14 protein-coding genes, 1 tRNA gene and 1 pseudogene are annotated in these 13,865 nt (G+C 70.7%); 10 read left to right on the forward strand and 6 right to left on the reverse strand.

What is annotated here, in order from left to right:
* The 4 genes and pseudogenes from C1J00_RS46530 to C1J00_RS08855 form a co-directional block, all read right to left on the reverse strand.
* Positions 1–112: pseudogene (locus C1J00_RS46530) on the reverse strand (Gfo/Idh/MocA family protein); the annotation flags it as partial.
* A complete protein-coding gene (locus C1J00_RS08845) occupies positions 109–1,113 on the reverse strand; it encodes a Gfo/Idh/MocA family protein (RefSeq protein ID WP_102908483.1) in 1,005 nt (334 codons plus the stop codon). The pseudogene C1J00_RS46530 and the gene C1J00_RS08845, both read right to left, overlap by 4 nt.
* Before the next feature lie 46 nt (positions 1,114–1,159).
* Positions 1,160–1,936: an SDR family oxidoreductase gene (locus C1J00_RS08850; protein WP_102908484.1), complete on the reverse strand. Its 777-nt coding sequence runs from the start codon at positions 1,934–1,936 to the stop codon at positions 1,160–1,162.
* Positions 1,937–1,944: 8 nt separating this feature from the next.
* Positions 1,945–3,102 (reverse strand): phytanoyl-CoA dioxygenase family protein, encoded by a 1,158-nt coding sequence (locus C1J00_RS08855; protein ID WP_102908485.1) that lies wholly within the window; start codon positions 3,100–3,102, stop codon positions 1,945–1,947.
* A 108-nt stretch (positions 3,103–3,210) separates the two neighbouring features.
* Here C1J00_RS08855 and C1J00_RS08860 point away from each other — a divergent pair, with 108 nt between their 5' ends.
* Both C1J00_RS08860 and C1J00_RS08865 read left to right on the forward strand, forming a co-directional pair.
* Positions 3,211–4,242 carry a LacI family DNA-binding transcriptional regulator gene (locus C1J00_RS08860; protein WP_102908486.1) on the forward strand — a complete coding sequence of 344 codons (1,032 nt, stop codon included), beginning with the start codon at positions 3,211–3,213 and terminating at the stop codon, positions 4,240–4,242.
* 64 nt (positions 4,243–4,306) lie between these two features.
* Positions 4,307–4,918, forward strand: a complete 612-nt coding sequence (locus tag C1J00_RS08865) for a TMEM175 family protein (protein ID WP_180989467.1) — start codon at positions 4,307–4,309, stop codon at positions 4,916–4,918.
* 149 nt (positions 4,919–5,067) lie between these two features.
* Here the strand turns inward: C1J00_RS08865 and C1J00_RS08875 are convergent, their stop codons facing one another.
* The gene (locus tag C1J00_RS08875; protein WP_102908487.1) at positions 5,068–6,231 is read right to left on the reverse strand and encodes a Gfo/Idh/MocA family protein; all 1,164 of its coding nucleotides are present in this window, start codon (positions 6,229–6,231) and stop codon (positions 5,068–5,070) included.
* 111 nt (positions 6,232–6,342) lie between these two features.
* Between C1J00_RS08875 and C1J00_RS08880 the strand changes: the two genes are divergently transcribed.
* On the forward strand, positions 6,343–7,380 hold the full coding sequence (locus C1J00_RS08880; protein WP_102908488.1) for a LacI family DNA-binding transcriptional regulator: 1,038 nt from the start codon (positions 6,343–6,345) through the stop codon (positions 7,378–7,380).
* 13 nt (positions 7,381–7,393) lie between these two features.
* Here the strand turns inward: C1J00_RS08880 and C1J00_RS08885 are convergent, their stop codons facing one another.
* Positions 7,394–7,738, reverse strand: a complete 345-nt coding sequence (locus tag C1J00_RS08885; protein WP_102908489.1) for a cupin domain-containing protein — start codon at positions 7,736–7,738, stop codon at positions 7,394–7,396.
* A 264-nt stretch (positions 7,739–8,002) separates the two neighbouring features.
* On the opposite strand from C1J00_RS08885, the gene C1J00_RS08890 reads away from it, so the two are divergent.
* From C1J00_RS08890 to C1J00_RS48200, 7 genes are all read left to right on the forward strand, one after another.
* Entirely contained in the window at positions 8,003–8,224 is a 222-nt protein-coding gene (locus C1J00_RS08890) for a hypothetical protein (RefSeq protein WP_102908490.1), read from the forward strand.
* Between the two features lie 42 nt (positions 8,225–8,266).
* Positions 8,267–8,340 (forward strand) — tRNA-Pro (locus C1J00_RS08895).
* 595 nt (positions 8,341–8,935) lie between these two features.
* Positions 8,936–10,216: an ABC transporter substrate-binding protein gene (locus C1J00_RS08905; RefSeq protein ID WP_245936265.1), complete on the forward strand. Its 1,281-nt coding sequence runs from the start codon at positions 8,936–8,938 to the stop codon at positions 10,214–10,216.
* 70 nt (positions 10,217–10,286) lie between these two features.
* Positions 10,287–11,246, forward strand: a complete 960-nt coding sequence (locus C1J00_RS08910; RefSeq protein ID WP_102908491.1) for a carbohydrate ABC transporter permease — start codon at positions 10,287–10,289, stop codon at positions 11,244–11,246.
* Positions 11,246–12,079 carry a carbohydrate ABC transporter permease gene (locus C1J00_RS08915; protein WP_102908492.1) on the forward strand — a complete coding sequence of 278 codons (834 nt, stop codon included), beginning with the start codon at positions 11,246–11,248 and terminating at the stop codon, positions 12,077–12,079. The genes C1J00_RS08910 and C1J00_RS08915 overlap by 1 nt, the downstream gene beginning before the upstream one ends.
* Positions 12,080–12,105: 26 nt before the next feature.
* Positions 12,106–13,293 carry an ABC transporter ATP-binding protein gene (locus C1J00_RS08920; RefSeq protein WP_102908493.1) on the forward strand — a complete coding sequence of 396 codons (1,188 nt, stop codon included), beginning with the start codon at positions 12,106–12,108 and terminating at the stop codon, positions 13,291–13,293.
* A 159-nt stretch (positions 13,294–13,452) separates the two neighbouring features.
* A complete protein-coding gene (locus C1J00_RS48200; RefSeq protein WP_370443954.1) occupies positions 13,453–13,530 on the forward strand; it encodes a 50S ribosomal protein bL37 in 78 nt (25 codons plus the stop codon).
* Positions 13,531–13,865 lie beyond the last annotated feature (335 nt).

Below are 13,865 nucleotides of genomic sequence, written 5' to 3' on the forward strand. Positions count from 1 at the left end.
CCGCGACGAGGCGGTGGCCGCCCGCCCGGGCCGGGTCGGCAAGGGAGCGTTCGGTGATCCGCACGGCTCCCATTACACCGATGCGCAGGGGCTCCCGGCCCGTCCCGCTCATGCCTGCCGTACCTCCTCGATCGTCACGGGACGGTGCTCGTGCAGCGACAGGGTGCACGCGTCGGCGATCCAGCCCGCCTCCAGCGCGTCCTCGATGGTGCAGGGGGAGGGGCGGGTGCCGGCCACGACCTCGGTGAACGCGGTCAGTTCGGCACGGTAGGCGTCGGTGAAGCGGTCCATGAAGAAGTCGTGCGGGGTGCCCGCCGGGAAGGTCACCCCGGGCTCGACGGAGCGCAGCGGCAGCTTGTCCTCGAGGCCGACGGCGACGGAGTCCAGGAAGCCGTGGATCTCCATGCGGACATCGTAACCGCGGGCGTTGTGACGGGAGTTGGACACGACCGCGATGGTGCCGTCGTCGAGGGTGAGGATCGCGCCGGTGGTGTCGGCGTCGCCGGCCTCCTTGATGAAGTCCGCGCCCCGGTTGCCGCCCACGGCGTACACCTCGGTCACCTCGCGGCCGGTCACCCAGCGGATGATGTCGAAGTCGTGCACCGAGCAGTCGCGGAAGATGCCGCCGGAGGCGGCGATGTACGCGGCCGGCGGGGGCGCGGGGTCCAGCGTGGTCGAGCGGACCGTGTGCAGCGTGCCGAGCTCACCGCTCCGCACGGCGGCGCGGGCGTTGACGAACCCGGTGTCGAAGCGGCGGTTGTAACCGATCTGGATCGGCACGTCCCGGCCGCGTACGGCCTTGAGCACCTCGACGCCCTCGGCCATGGTTTTGGCGACGGGCTTCTCGCAGAAGACGGGGACGCCGGCCTCGACGCCGGCCAGGATCAGCGCGGGGTGGGCGTCCGTCGCGGCGGCGACGACGATGCCGTCCACACCGGCGGCCAGCAGTGCCTCCGGGGAGTCCACGACATCGGCCCCGAACCGCTCGGCGGCGGCCTTGGCGGCGTCCGCGAACGGGTCGGTCACCACGAGGGAGTCGACGGCGTCGAGTCCGGAGAGGGTCTCGGCGTGGAAGGCGCCGATGCGGCCGAGGCCGAGGATTCCGATACGCATGGGGTGTTGCTCCTAGGGAGGGGGGAGGGTTTCTTGCGGAGAGTTGTCAGTCCAGGCCGCCGAGGACGTTCTGGTCCCAGTCGATGACCGACCCCGTGACCACCCCGGACCGATCCGACAGCAGGAACACGACAAAGTCGGCGATCTCGTCCGGCTGGCCCAGCTTGCCCATGGGCAGCTTCGCGGCGGCTTCGTCACGCCAGTCGTCCCCGGCCCCGTGGAAGGCCCGCTGCGTGGCGTCCTCGCCCTCCGTCGCCGTCCAGCCGATGTTGAGGCCGTTGATCCGGACCCGGTCCCAGCGGTGGGCGTGCGCGGCGTTGCGGGTCAGGCCGATCAGCCCCGCCTTGGCGGCGACGTACGGCGCCAGGAACGGCTGCCCGCCGTGGGCCGACGAGGTGATGATGTTGACGACCGTGCCGGGCGCCTCGCGCCCCACCATGTCCGCCACCGCCGCCTGCATCGCGAAGAACGGGCCCTTGAGGTTGATCCCGATGTGCAGGTCGAACAGCTCGGGCGTGGTGTCGAGCAGCGTGCCGCGGGAGGTCAGTCCGGCCGAGTTCACGAGGCAGTCGACCCGGCCGTACGTTTCCACGACCCGGGCCACGGAGGCCTTCGCCTGCTCGGCGTCGGACAGGTCGGCCCGCACGTACAGGGCCTTGCCGCCCGCGGCGGTCAGTTCCTCCACCAGGGCCTCGCCGGGCTCGGGGCGCCGCCCGGTGACGGCCACGACCGCCCCTTCGCGCACCGCGGCCCGCGCGATGGCCGCGCCGACCCCCTGGCTTCCGCCGTTGACCAGGACGACCTTGTCGTCGAGTAGTCCCATCGGGTTCCTCAGCTCTCTCGCCGTTCGGCACCGGCCCGCAGCTCCGCCCGGAGCGCCTCCGGCGTCCATTCCTCGCGCAGCGCCCGCCGCATCAGATCCGCCTGCGAGGGCGGGGCCAGCCCGTCGACCGGCGGGTCGCTGTCGAGGTTGGTGGGGAAGGGGTAGCCCTCGGCGCTCGCCGCGACCACATGGTCCAGCCACGCCTGGTCGGCACCCTCGGCCTTGCGCCTGAGGAGGGCCGGGTACACCGCGTTGGACACCGCCTCCCGGTCCACCGTCTCCATGGCACGGCCGAACGGGGACGACACCTGGAGCAGGTTGGCCATGCGCCGGATGTCCGCGGAGCGGTTGGTGCCGGCCGCGTGGAACAGGGCCGGGTTGAAGAACACCGCGTCGCCCTTCGCGAGCGGCAGCTGCACCTGGTGCGCCTCGAAGTACGCCCGGAACTCCGGAAGCCGCCAGGCGAGATAGCCCGGCTCGTACTTCTGCGAGTGCGGCAGGTACATCGTCGGCCCGGACTCCACCGGCATGTCGCAGTGCGCGACCGCGCCCTGCAGCGTCAGCGCGGGGGAGAGGCGGTGCACGTGCGCCGGGTAGGCGGCGGCGGCCTCGTTCGTCAGGAAGCCCAGGTGGTAGTCGCGGTGCACGTCCTGCGCGGCGCCGCCCGGGTTGACCACGTTGAGCTGGGAGGTGACCTGGTAGCCGGGGCCCAGCCAGGCGGCGGCCACCAGGGCCAGGATCTCGTTCGCGTAGTAGTCGGCGAACGCCTCCGGGTCGTGGAGGGCCGCCTTCTCCAGCGCGTTCCACACCCGGTCGTTGGCGCCCGGCTTGGCGAAGTGGTCACCGGCGGCCGCGCCCGAGGCGCGCTGCTCGGCGATCAGCGCCTCGAACACGTCGGTGGCCCGGTCCACGACCCGGGGGTCGGGAAAGGCGCCGCGGAAGACCGCTATGCCGGGCCCGTCGGCGAGCGCCCGCACCAGCTCGGCCTGGACCACCCGGTCGCCTTCGAGCAGGCCGCAGTCGTAGACGGGCACGTTGCGCTCCACGGCGGACGCGTGCGGGTAGTCGGCGGGGTCGGTGGCCTGCTCGACCAGCGCACGGAACGCGCCGAGATCGCAGTCCTGCTCGGACAGCCAGGCACGGTGGTGGACGGAAGTGAAGGACATCGTCGTCCTTTCGAGGTCACGGAGCGACGCAGTCCTGCCATTCTTGTCAGTACAAACACCTCGAACAACCAGCAGCGAGCCATCAAAAACCCCTCAAGGAGCCGGCGCATGGGTCACCCGTTCCCGATCCGGGAGATCGCACGTCAGGCGGGCCTGAGCGAGGCGACCGTCGACCGGGTGCTGAACGGCAGGGGAGGCGTGCGCGAGAGCACCGCACGGGAGGTCCGCCAGGCCATCGCCGACCTCGACCGGCAGCGCACCCAGGTCCGCCTCGTCGGCCGGACGTTCATGGTCGACATCGTGATGCAGGCGCCCGAACGGTTCACGACGGCCGTCCGCGCCGCCCTGGAGGCCGAACTGCCGTCCCTGCGTCCGGCGGTGCTGCGCTCCCGCTTCCACTTCCGCGAGACCGGCCCGGCCGGGGAGCTGGTGCGGATCCTGGACCGCATCGCCCGGCGCGGCTCGCAGGGCGTGATCCTCAAGGCCCCGGACGTCCCCGAGGTCACCGCCGCGGTCGGCCGGCTCGAAGCCGCCGGCGTCCCGGTCGTGACGCTGGTGACCGACCTGCCCGCCAGCGCCCGCCGCGCCTACGTCGGCATAGACGACCGGGCGGCGGGAGCGACGGCCGCCTACCTGATGGGCCAGTGGCTGGGCCGGCGCCCGGGCAACATCCTCACCAGCCTCAGCAGCGGGTTCTTCCGCAACGAGGAAGAGCGCGAGATGGGCTTCCGCAGCGCGATGCGCGCCCGGCACCCCGAGCGCACACTGGTCGAGATCGCCGAGGGGCAGGGCCTGGACGCCACCCAGTACGACCTCGTCCGGGCCGCACTGGAACGCGACCCGGACATTCGCGCGGTGTACTCGATCGGCGGCGGCAACATCGCGACGCTGCGGGCCTTCGACGACCTCGGCCGCGACTGCGCGGTCTTCGTCGCGCACGACCTCGACCACGACAACACCCGGCTGCTGCGCGAGCACCGCCTGTCCGCCGTGCTCCACCACGACCTCCGCCAGGACGTCCGCGAGGCCTGCCACACCGTCATGCGCGCCCACGACGCGCTGCCGCCGGCGGGACCGACCCTGCCGTCGGCGATCCAGGTGGTGACGCCGTACAACATGCCACCGCAGGCGGCCGTGTGATCCGGACGGCACGGCCGGGCGTGGATCCGGAAGCGGGGCCCGCACTGCGCCTACCGTCGGGCCCATGTGGACATCACGCCCGGACGGCGGGCCCGACCGGTTGCTGGCGCTCGCCGACGGCGTGTTCGCCATCGCCATCACCCTGCTCGTCCTGGATCTCTACGTGCCCCGGGACCTGGAGCCCGACGAGTACCGGGAGGCCCTGCGCCGGGTGCTTCCCGACCTCGGGGCCTACGCGCTCAGCGTCGCGGTGCTCGGCAGCTACTGGCGCGACCACCGCAGAATCTTCCGCGGGGTGCGGGAGGTCGACGCTCAGGTGGTCGGTCTGTCCGTCGTCGGGTTCGGCGTCGCGGCCCTCGTGCCCTTCCCCACCCGGCTGCTCGCCGAGTACGGCGACCAGTCCCTGACGGTCGCCGTCTACGCCGGGGCGGTGGCCGCGCTCGGCGCCTGCCATGTGGCGGTGGCGGCCGTCCTGGCCAGGCGTCCCTGGCTGCGCCATGGCACGCCCACCGACGCGACGACGCCGCTGTACCTCCTCGACAGCGCCACGATCGTGGTGGTCTTCCTCGTCACCGTGCCGCTGGTCTTCGTGACCGGCCCCGCCATCATGTGGCTGTGGCTCGTCCTCGTCCCGGTGAAGGTCTACCTGGGCCGGCGCCTCCAGCCCCGGGGCTGACGGAGCGCTTCAGGCCCGCCGGGTCATCTGCGCCCTCGGACCGCTTCAGGCTCGCCCGGCCCCTGCGACCACGGACCGCTTCAGCCCGCCCGGCTACCTCCGCCCACGGACCGTTCAGCCCGCCCGGCCACCTGCGCCCACGGACCGCCTCAGGCCCGCCCGGCCACCTCCGCCCACGTACCGCTGCGCGCCGACCGTGCCATCGCGTCCAGAGCGGCCGCGCTGTACACGGCGTCCGTGAGCGTCGCTCCGTGCGCGGTGCCCTCGGCGACCGACGTGAGGAAGCGGTACGCCTCGATGACCTTCAGGTCGTCGTACCCCATCGCGTTGGCCGCGCCCGGCTGGAACGCGGCGAACTCCCCGTCGCCCGGGCCGACGTAAACCGTGGTGACGGACTGGTCCTGGTACGTCGTGCCGCGGCTGACGCCCAGCTCGTTCATGCGGCGGAAGTCCCAGAACACGGCTCCCTTCGTGCCGTGCACCTCGAAGCCGTAGTTGTTCTGCTCACCGACCGAGACCCGGCAGGCCTCCAGGACGCCGCGCGCCCCGGAGGCGAAGCGCAGCAGGCAGCTGACGTAGTCCTCGTTCTCCACCGGGCCCAGTTCACCTCCGGCGGCGCGGCTGTGCCCCGCCGTGGCGCCGGCCGGGCGGGCCCGCTCCGGGAGGAAGACCGCCGTGTCGGCCGCGAGGGACGTGATGTCACCCAGCAGGAACCGGGCCAGGTCAACGCCGTGCGAGGCCAGGTCGCCCAGCACCCCGCTGCCGCCCCGCTCCCGCTCGTACCGCCAGGTCAGCGCGGACTCGGGGTGGGCAGCGTAGTCGCTGAAAAGCCGGACGCGGACGTGTGTGACCGTGCCGATCTCCCCGGAGGCGATCAGCTCGCGGGCTGCCTCGACGGCGGGTGCGTTGCGGTAGTTGAAGCCCACCGTGCCCTGCACACCCGCCGTGGCCACCGCGTCCGCCACCGCACGGGCGTCCTCGGCGGACAGACCCACCGGCTTCTCGATCCAGATGTGCTTGCCGGCCTCGGCCATGGCGACACCGATCTCGCGGTGCAGGAAGTTCGGCGCGGTGATGCTGACCGCCTTGACCCGCGGGTCGGCGGCCACCTCGCGCCAGTCGCGGGCCGTGGAGGCGAACCCGAACTGTGCGGCGGCCTCCTCCGCCCGGCCCGGCACCTCCTCCGCGACCGTCACCAGCTCCGGAACGAGGGGCAGCTGCGGATAGTGGTGACGCACACGCGCGTACGCCTGGGTGTGCACCCGCCCCATCCAGCCGAATCCGACGACGGCTACGCCGAGCGTGTCCACCATGAGCACCCCTCTTTGGACCGTTCCAGAACTTGTCCAGGCCACCCTGGGCGGGGTTTGCCGACGCTGTCAACCCTTTGACAAGCCCCTGCGCCACATGGAACGGTCCATCTCATGAGACAGCCGACGATCCGGGACGTGGCCGAACGAGCCGGTGTCTCCAAGTCGCTGGTCTCCCTCGTGCTTCGCGGCTCCGGCCAGGTACGGCCCGAGAAGCGGGACGCCGTGCTCCGGGCCGCCCAGGAGCTCGGCTACCGGCCCAACGCCGCCGCCCGGAGCCTCAGCGAGCAGCGCGCCCTCCCCCCAGCACTCGACGTCGATCGAGCAGGGGGGACCCTCATGGTCGGCGTCCTCCTCAACGACCTGCGCAACCCCTGGTTCGTCGACCTCCTCGAAGGGCTGAACTCCCTGCTGCACGCCAACGGCCTGCACATGCTGCTGGCCGACGCCCGTCTCAACCGCCGCACCGGCCAGGACCCGGCCGACCCGCTGCTGGATTTGCGCGTCGACGGCCTGGTCGTGGTCGGCACGCTGCCCGACCCGGCGGCCCTCGGTGCGGTGGCCGAGCGGATCCCGGTCGTGCTGGCCGGCTCCCGCGAACCGGCACCGCCGGGCGTCGACGTCGTGGCGGGCGACGACGAGCGGGGCGCCCGGCTGGTCGCCGAGCACCTGATCGGCCTCGGGCACCGCCGTATCGCGCACATCGCGGGCTACGGCGTGGTGGGCGAGCTGCGGCGCGGCAGCTTCGAGGCGGCCATGCGACGGCACGGCCTCGCGGAGCAGGCGGTGGTCGAGCCGAGCGACATGACCGAGGAGGGCGGCTACCGCACGACCGTCCGGCTGCTCAGCGGCCCCGAACGGCCCACGGCCGTCTTCGCCGTCAACGACATGGCCGCCATCGGCGTGCTCTCGGCCGCCGAGGAGATGGGGCTGCGGGTCCCGCGCGACCTGTCCGTCGTCGGCTACGACAACACGAGCATCGCCCGGCTGCGGCACGTATGGCTCACGACGGTCGACAACTCGAGCCACGAGGTCGGCCGCCGCGCGGCCCGCTGCCTCCTGGAGCGCTTCGTGGGCCCCGGCGGAGCCGGCCGCGTCCAACTCGCCACGCCCACCCTGGAGATCAGGGGGACGACGGTGCCGGCGCCCTGATCGCCCATCTCGCTCAGAGGTTGATCGCGTACGCCTTGCGCAGGGTCTCGTGCACCGTCCACGTCGTACGGTCGCCCTCGCGCAGGACGGCCAGGTCGCCGGGTCCGACCGTGAGCGTCGGCCCGCCCTCGACCTCGATCGTCGCCGAACCGCTGATCACGACGAACAGTTCGTCGGCCTCGGTGTCGGTGACCACGCCGGGCGTGATCTGCCAGACGCCCCGCATCTGACGGCCGTCCTCCGACTCCCAGACCACCTTGCCGGTCACCTCGGGCGTCCCGGAGACGATCTGCCCGGGCGCGAGGGGCTCGGGTTCGAGCTCGGCGTCGGGGATGTGCAGTACGAAGCTGTGCGTCATGCGGCGACCCTATCTCCGGTGAGCGCAGGAGCGGCCTGGACAGAGTGTGGGGTGCCGGGCGGGCCCGCCGGACACACCGTCGTCCCTGCCGCTGAGGTCGCGAGCCCGGTTGGGACGGGAGCCCCCCGGCCCACCGCCTTTGTCCGTCTCAACCCCTATGCCCTGGTCGGGAGTTCCCGCGAACTCGCGTATTGTTTGCGGCATATGCCCGGGAGTTGAGATGTCCAGGGGCATGCGAATGCGTGGCTGAAGGGGGAGCAGGACGTGGACGAGACGGGGCGACGACCCGCCCGGCGGACCGGGCTGTCGGGGGGAGCCGTCACGGCACTCCTGGCCGTGGCGGCCTGCGCCGGCCATGCGACCAAGGCGGACCTCCCCTGGTGGGCCGTCCTCGCCGTCGCGGTCTCGACGGTGGGGCTCGCGGGCTGGACCCGGCGCCCGGACCGGCCGTCGGCGCGGGCCGGGGGAGGACTCCCCATGCGGTAGGGTTGACCTGCGTGATCGCGCGGTTGACCGCGCGATGCGCAACGGGACGTGGCGCAGCTTGGTAGCGCACTTGACTGGGGGTCAAGGGGTCGCAGGTTCAAATCCTGTCGTCCCGACTTTACGAAGTCGCAGGACAGGGGTCGCTTCAGAGGAGATCTGAAGCGACCCCTTGATCATTTTCGGGGGGACCGGTTGGATACCAGAGCTCTTGACTGAGCTGGTCCCCGTGCGTCAGCCCTTTTCTTCGTAGGGGCAGCGCCGTCCCCGGGCGGTCCCCTCTCAATGGCCCGGCGCTGTGCAGCCGGAGTGGGCCCGTTCACGACTGCCGACTGGGCCCCGAGTACGCGGGAAGCTGTCGGTGGCCGCCCAGCCGAGTACGAGCGAACGTCCTCGGAGCGAGGTGAGCTGAGTGGTGTGGGCCGATCTGGGCCGCTCGGGGTTGGAAACCGGGTGCAGTCCGCCCGCTGTCCGCCGGTGACGACCAGAGGTGGCGGGCGGCAGCGGCCGTCCGCGCTCAGGTGAATCTTGCTGTGCACCCGCCCCGCGAGCGGCCGAGGCCCTCACCTCGCCGCGTCTGCCTCAAATCTGACTGATGAGTCGTTTCTGCCATATGTCCTTGATGTCGCCTCGAGTGATCTTTAGTGTTCTCCGGGAGGTAAACACTGCGAGGCCCGAGCCCGTGCCACTGTCCGGAAGCGAGGTGTGGAGCGCGTGCACGCGAGAGGACATCCCAGAGGGACACGATGGCTGCGGGCGTTCGCCGTATTGCCGTTGCTGGCGTCGGCGCTCGCGGCCTGTGGCGGTGACGAAGGCTCCGGCAGACCCACCCTCAACTGGTACAACTTCCCCGACGACTCCGGTGCGCTCCAGAAAGCTGCCGACCGGTGCAGCCAGGCGTCGGGCGGCCGCTACAGGATCAGCTACAACAAGCTCCCGCGCGCCGCCGATGGTCAGCGTCAGCAGATGGTCCGCAGGCTCGCCGCCGAGGACGACTCGCTCGACATCCTGGGCCTGGACGTCACCTGGGCGGCGGAGTTCGCCGAGGCGCGCTGGATCCGGGAATGGACAGGAGCGGCGAAGCGGCAGGCCGTCGAGGGCACTCTGCGCGTACCGCTGCAGACCTCGACCTGGAAGGGCAAGCTGTACGCCGTCCCGTACAACACCAACACCCAGCTCCTGTGGTACCGCAAGGACCTGGTGCCCACACCGCCCAGGACCTGGGCCGAGATGCTGGACATGGCCGGCGCCCTCGCCCGGCAGGGCAAACCGCACTTCGTCGAGATCCAGGGCGCCCAGTACGAGGGTCTGACCGCCTGGTTCAACACCCTGATCAACAGTGCGGGCGGCTCCATCCTCAACGCGAGCGCGACCGAGCCGTCCCTCGGTCCTCCCGCTGTGCGAGCTGCGGGGATCATGCGTGAGCTGGCGACGTCCCCGGCCGCGGACCCCTCCCTGCCCAACCAGATGGAGGACCAGAACCGCCTCGCCATGGAGTCGGGGGTGGCGGCGTTCGAGCTCAACTACCCCTTCGTCTATCCGTCGATGAAGGCGAACAACCCCGAGCTGTTCAAGAACTTCCGCTGGGCGCCGTACCCCCGGGTCGACGCGAACCGCCCGGCGCGGCCCACCATCGGCGGCATCGACCTGGCGGTGAGCGCCTACTCGCGCCACCCCGACCTGGCCTTCGAGGCGGCACTGTGCCTGCGCAACCGGGAGAACCAGCTCACCGCCGCGCTCGAGGGCGGCCTGCCGCCCACCCTGCGCGCCCTGTACGACGAGCCGGCGTTCATGAAGGAATACCCCTTCTCCGCGGAGGTGCTGGCCGCGCTGGAGTCGGCGAGCGTGCGCCCGATCACTCCCGTCTACCAGAACGTGTCGATCGCGGTCTCCCACACGCTGTCTCCGCCGTCCGGGATCGAACCGGAGAGCTCCGTCAACACCATCAGGGAGCAGATCGACGATGCCCTGCGATCCGAGGGTGTGATCCCGTGAACCACCACCACCCGCACCACGTCGTCGCCCGGCGCAGCAGCGCGCGGGCCTCGTCCCCGGGCGGCCCGAGATGAGCACGCGGGAGCAACCCGCCGGAACCCCACCGCCCCCCGAAGCGCAGACGGAGCAGAAGGGGCCGGACCAGGCGGCACTGTCGGCGGGCGCCCGGCAGGAGCGGCGGCTCGGCTGGCTGCTCTGCGCGCCCGCCGTCGTCGTCATGATCGCCGTGACCGCCTACCCCATCGGGTACGCCGTCTATCTGTCCCTCCAGCGGTACGACCTGCGCTTTCCCGGACGGGCGGAGTTCGTGGGCCTGAGCAACTACGGAGCCGTGCTGTCCTCCCCGTTCTGGTGGGACGCGTTCTGGGTGACGCTGTTCATCACCGCGGTGTCCGTGGCGATCGAACTGGTCCTCGGAATGGGGCTCGCCCTGGTGATGCATCGCACGATCTTCTGGCGCGGTGTCGTCCGCACGTCGGTCCTCGTTCCCTATGGGATCGTCACCGTGGTCGCCGCCTTCTCCTGGCAGTACGCCTGGACCCCGGACCTCGGATACCTCGCCGAGTTGCTGCCCAGTGGGGAGGCTCCGCTGACCGAGCAATGGCCCGCGCTCTGGCTGATCATCCTCGCCGAGGTGTGGAAGACGACGCCGTTCATGGCCCTGCTGCTGCTCGCGGGCCTCGCGCTGGTCCCCGAGGAGACCCTGAGGGCGGCCATGGTGGACGGTGCCACCGCCTGGCAGCGCTTCACCAAGGTCATGCTGCCGCTGATGAAGCCGGCCATCCTGGTGGCCCTGCTCTTCCGCACACTGGACGCGTTCCGGATCTTCGACAACATCTACATCCTGACCGCGGGCGCCCAGGGGACCGGCTCTCTGTCGATCCTCGGGTACGACAACCTGTTCACCGCGCTGAACCTGGGCATCGGGTCGGCGATCTCGGTCCTGATCTTCATCTGCGTCGGGATCATCGCCTTCACCTTCGTAAAACTGTTCGGCGCCGCCGCACCCGGCGCGGAGGTGAAGCGCTGATGGCCGCCGTGGGAAAGACACATGCCGCCCGATGGGGCGTGCTGAACGTGGTGGTGGTGCTGTACGCCCTGTTCCCGGTGTGGTGGATCGCCGCGCTGTCGTTCAAGGACCCTGCCACCCTGACGGACGGCAACTACATCCCCACGGACTGGACCTGGGAGAACTACCGGGGCATCTTCGAGACCGCGGAGTTCACCCGTGCGCTGATCAACTCGATCGGCATCGCCCTGATCGCCACGGTGATCGCGGTGGCACTGGGCACCATGGCCGCCTACGCGGTGGCCCGGCTGCGGTTCCCCGGCAAGCGCGTACTCATCGGCATGTCACTGCTGATCGCCATGTTCCCGCCGATCTCGCTGGTGTCACCGCTGTTCAACATCGAGCGGATCATCGGGATCTTCGACACCTGGATCGGGCTGATCATCCCGTACATGACCTTCTCCCTGCCGCTCGCGATCTACACTCTGTCGGCGTTCTTCCGGGAGATCCCCTGGGATCTGGAGAAGGCCGCCAAGGTCGACGGGGCGACGCCCGCGCAGGCCTTTCGGCTGGTCATCGCGCCGCTGGCCGCGCCGGGCGTGTTCACCACGGCCATTCTCGTATTCATCTTCTGCTGGAACGACTTCCTGTTCGCGATCTCGCTGACATCCACCGAGTCCGCGCGCACCGTGCCCGCCGCGATCGCGTTCTTCACCGGGAGCTCCCAGTTCCAGCAGCCCACAGGGTCGATCGCCGCCGCCGCTGTGGTCATCACCATCCCGATCATCGTTTTCGTCCTGCTCTTCCAGCGGCGGATCGTCGCCGGACTGACCTCCGGGGCAGTCAAGGGCTGAACGGGGAAGGCAAGGAGGCACCATCCATGGCCGAGATCATCCTTGAGGGAGTCACCAAGCGCTTTCCCGACGGGTCCCTCGCCGTGAAGGACGTGGACCTCGCGATCGCCGACGGCGAGTTCGTGATCCTGGTCGGTCCGTCGGGATGTGGCAAGTCCACCACCCTGAACATGATCGCCGGACTCGAGGACATCACGGAGGGCACCCTGCGCATCGGCGACCGAGTCGTCAACGACCTGGCTCCTAAGGAACGCGACGTAGCCATGGTGTTCCAGAGCTACGCCCTGTATCCGCACATGAGCGTCCGGGAGAACATGGGCTTCCCGCTGCGCCTGGCCAAGGTGGACAAGGACACCATCGACGCCAAGGTGACGCACGCCGCCCGGATCCTCGACCTCACCGAGCACCTGGACCGCAAGCCCGCCAACCTCTCGGGCGGTCAGCGCCAGCGGGTGGCCATGGGGCGGGCGATCGTACGGGATCCCAAGGCGTTCCTGATGGACGAGCCCCTTTCCAACCTGGACGCCAAACTCCGGGTCCAGATGCGCACCCAGATCTCCCGACTGCAGCGGAGCCTCGGCACGACCACCGTGTACGTCACCCACGACCAGACCGAGGCGATGACGCTGGGCGACCGCGTCGTGGTCATGAGACAGGGCCTGGTCCAGCAGCTCGGCACACCTGCCGAGCTGTACGACCTGCCGCGCAACATCTTCGTCGCGGGCTTCATCGGCTCCCCGGCGATGAACTTCCTGAACGCCACTCTCGAGGGCGGGGCCCTGCGCTCTCCCCTGGGCGATCTGCCCCTCGACGACCGTACGAGGCAGGCGCTGGAACGCCAGAACGCACCCCGCGAGGTCATCGTCGGGCTGAGGCCGGAGGCATTCGAGGACGTGGCCCTGTCGCATGACCGGGACCGGACGGGCCCGGTCTTCACCGCCACCGTGGAGGTACTGGAGTCCCTGGGCTCCGACGCGTATGTCTACTTCGCCGCGGAGGGCGGGCCCGCGACGACCACCGAACTGGAGGAGCTCGCCAAGGACTCGGGCCTGCGCGACACCGGCGCCGACACCAGTCACCTCGTGGCCCGCCTGGACGCCGCCACGCGTGCCCGCGAGGGAGAACCGCTGGAGCTGCGGGTCGACATGGCCAAGGCCCACGTGTTCGACCCGGCGACCGGAGCGAACCTCACGCATCCGGTGCGGGCGGACTGACGAGGCACCCCGCGGCCGAGCCGGGCCACCACCGTGACGTAGGCCACCCATGTGCATCAGCATCGTGTGTGTTTGCTGTCGCGTCGGCTGGAAAGTGGCTCTGTAGCCACCGGACGCGACAAACCAGTGGATGACCGAAAGCCGGAAAGAGGAGGTTCGATGTCCTCGAAGCGACGTCGCAAGAAGAAGGCCCGCCGCAAGAACGGCGCGAACCACGGCAGCCGTCCGCAGTCCTGAGAAGCCTTGCGGGCGCGCCGACGCAAACGGGTGGGTGGCAGGTGCCACCCACCCGTTTGCGTTCGCAGGCAGAGGTCCGCCACGCCCCGGTGTGCGTACGCCCGGTGGAAGAGACCGAGCTGGGGACGGGGATCGGGACGCCACGGCGCGCAGGAGCGCCCCTCACCGCCCGGCTCGAACAGGTGCGTCACGGCGACAGCTGCCAACGCGCGTGCGCCGAGATCCGCTCTGTCATCTGCCCGATCAGCGTGACGGCCGCGAGCAGGTACACCCCGTCGGGGATCCCCTGGCCCGCCGGAGCCGCCCTTGTCCGCCAGCGCCCCCGGCGGGTCGCC

It is taken from the genome of Streptomyces cahuitamycinicus (assembly GCF_002891435.1).
Lineage (GTDB): Bacteria > Actinomycetota > Actinomycetes > Streptomycetales > Streptomycetaceae > Streptomyces > Streptomyces cahuitamycinicus.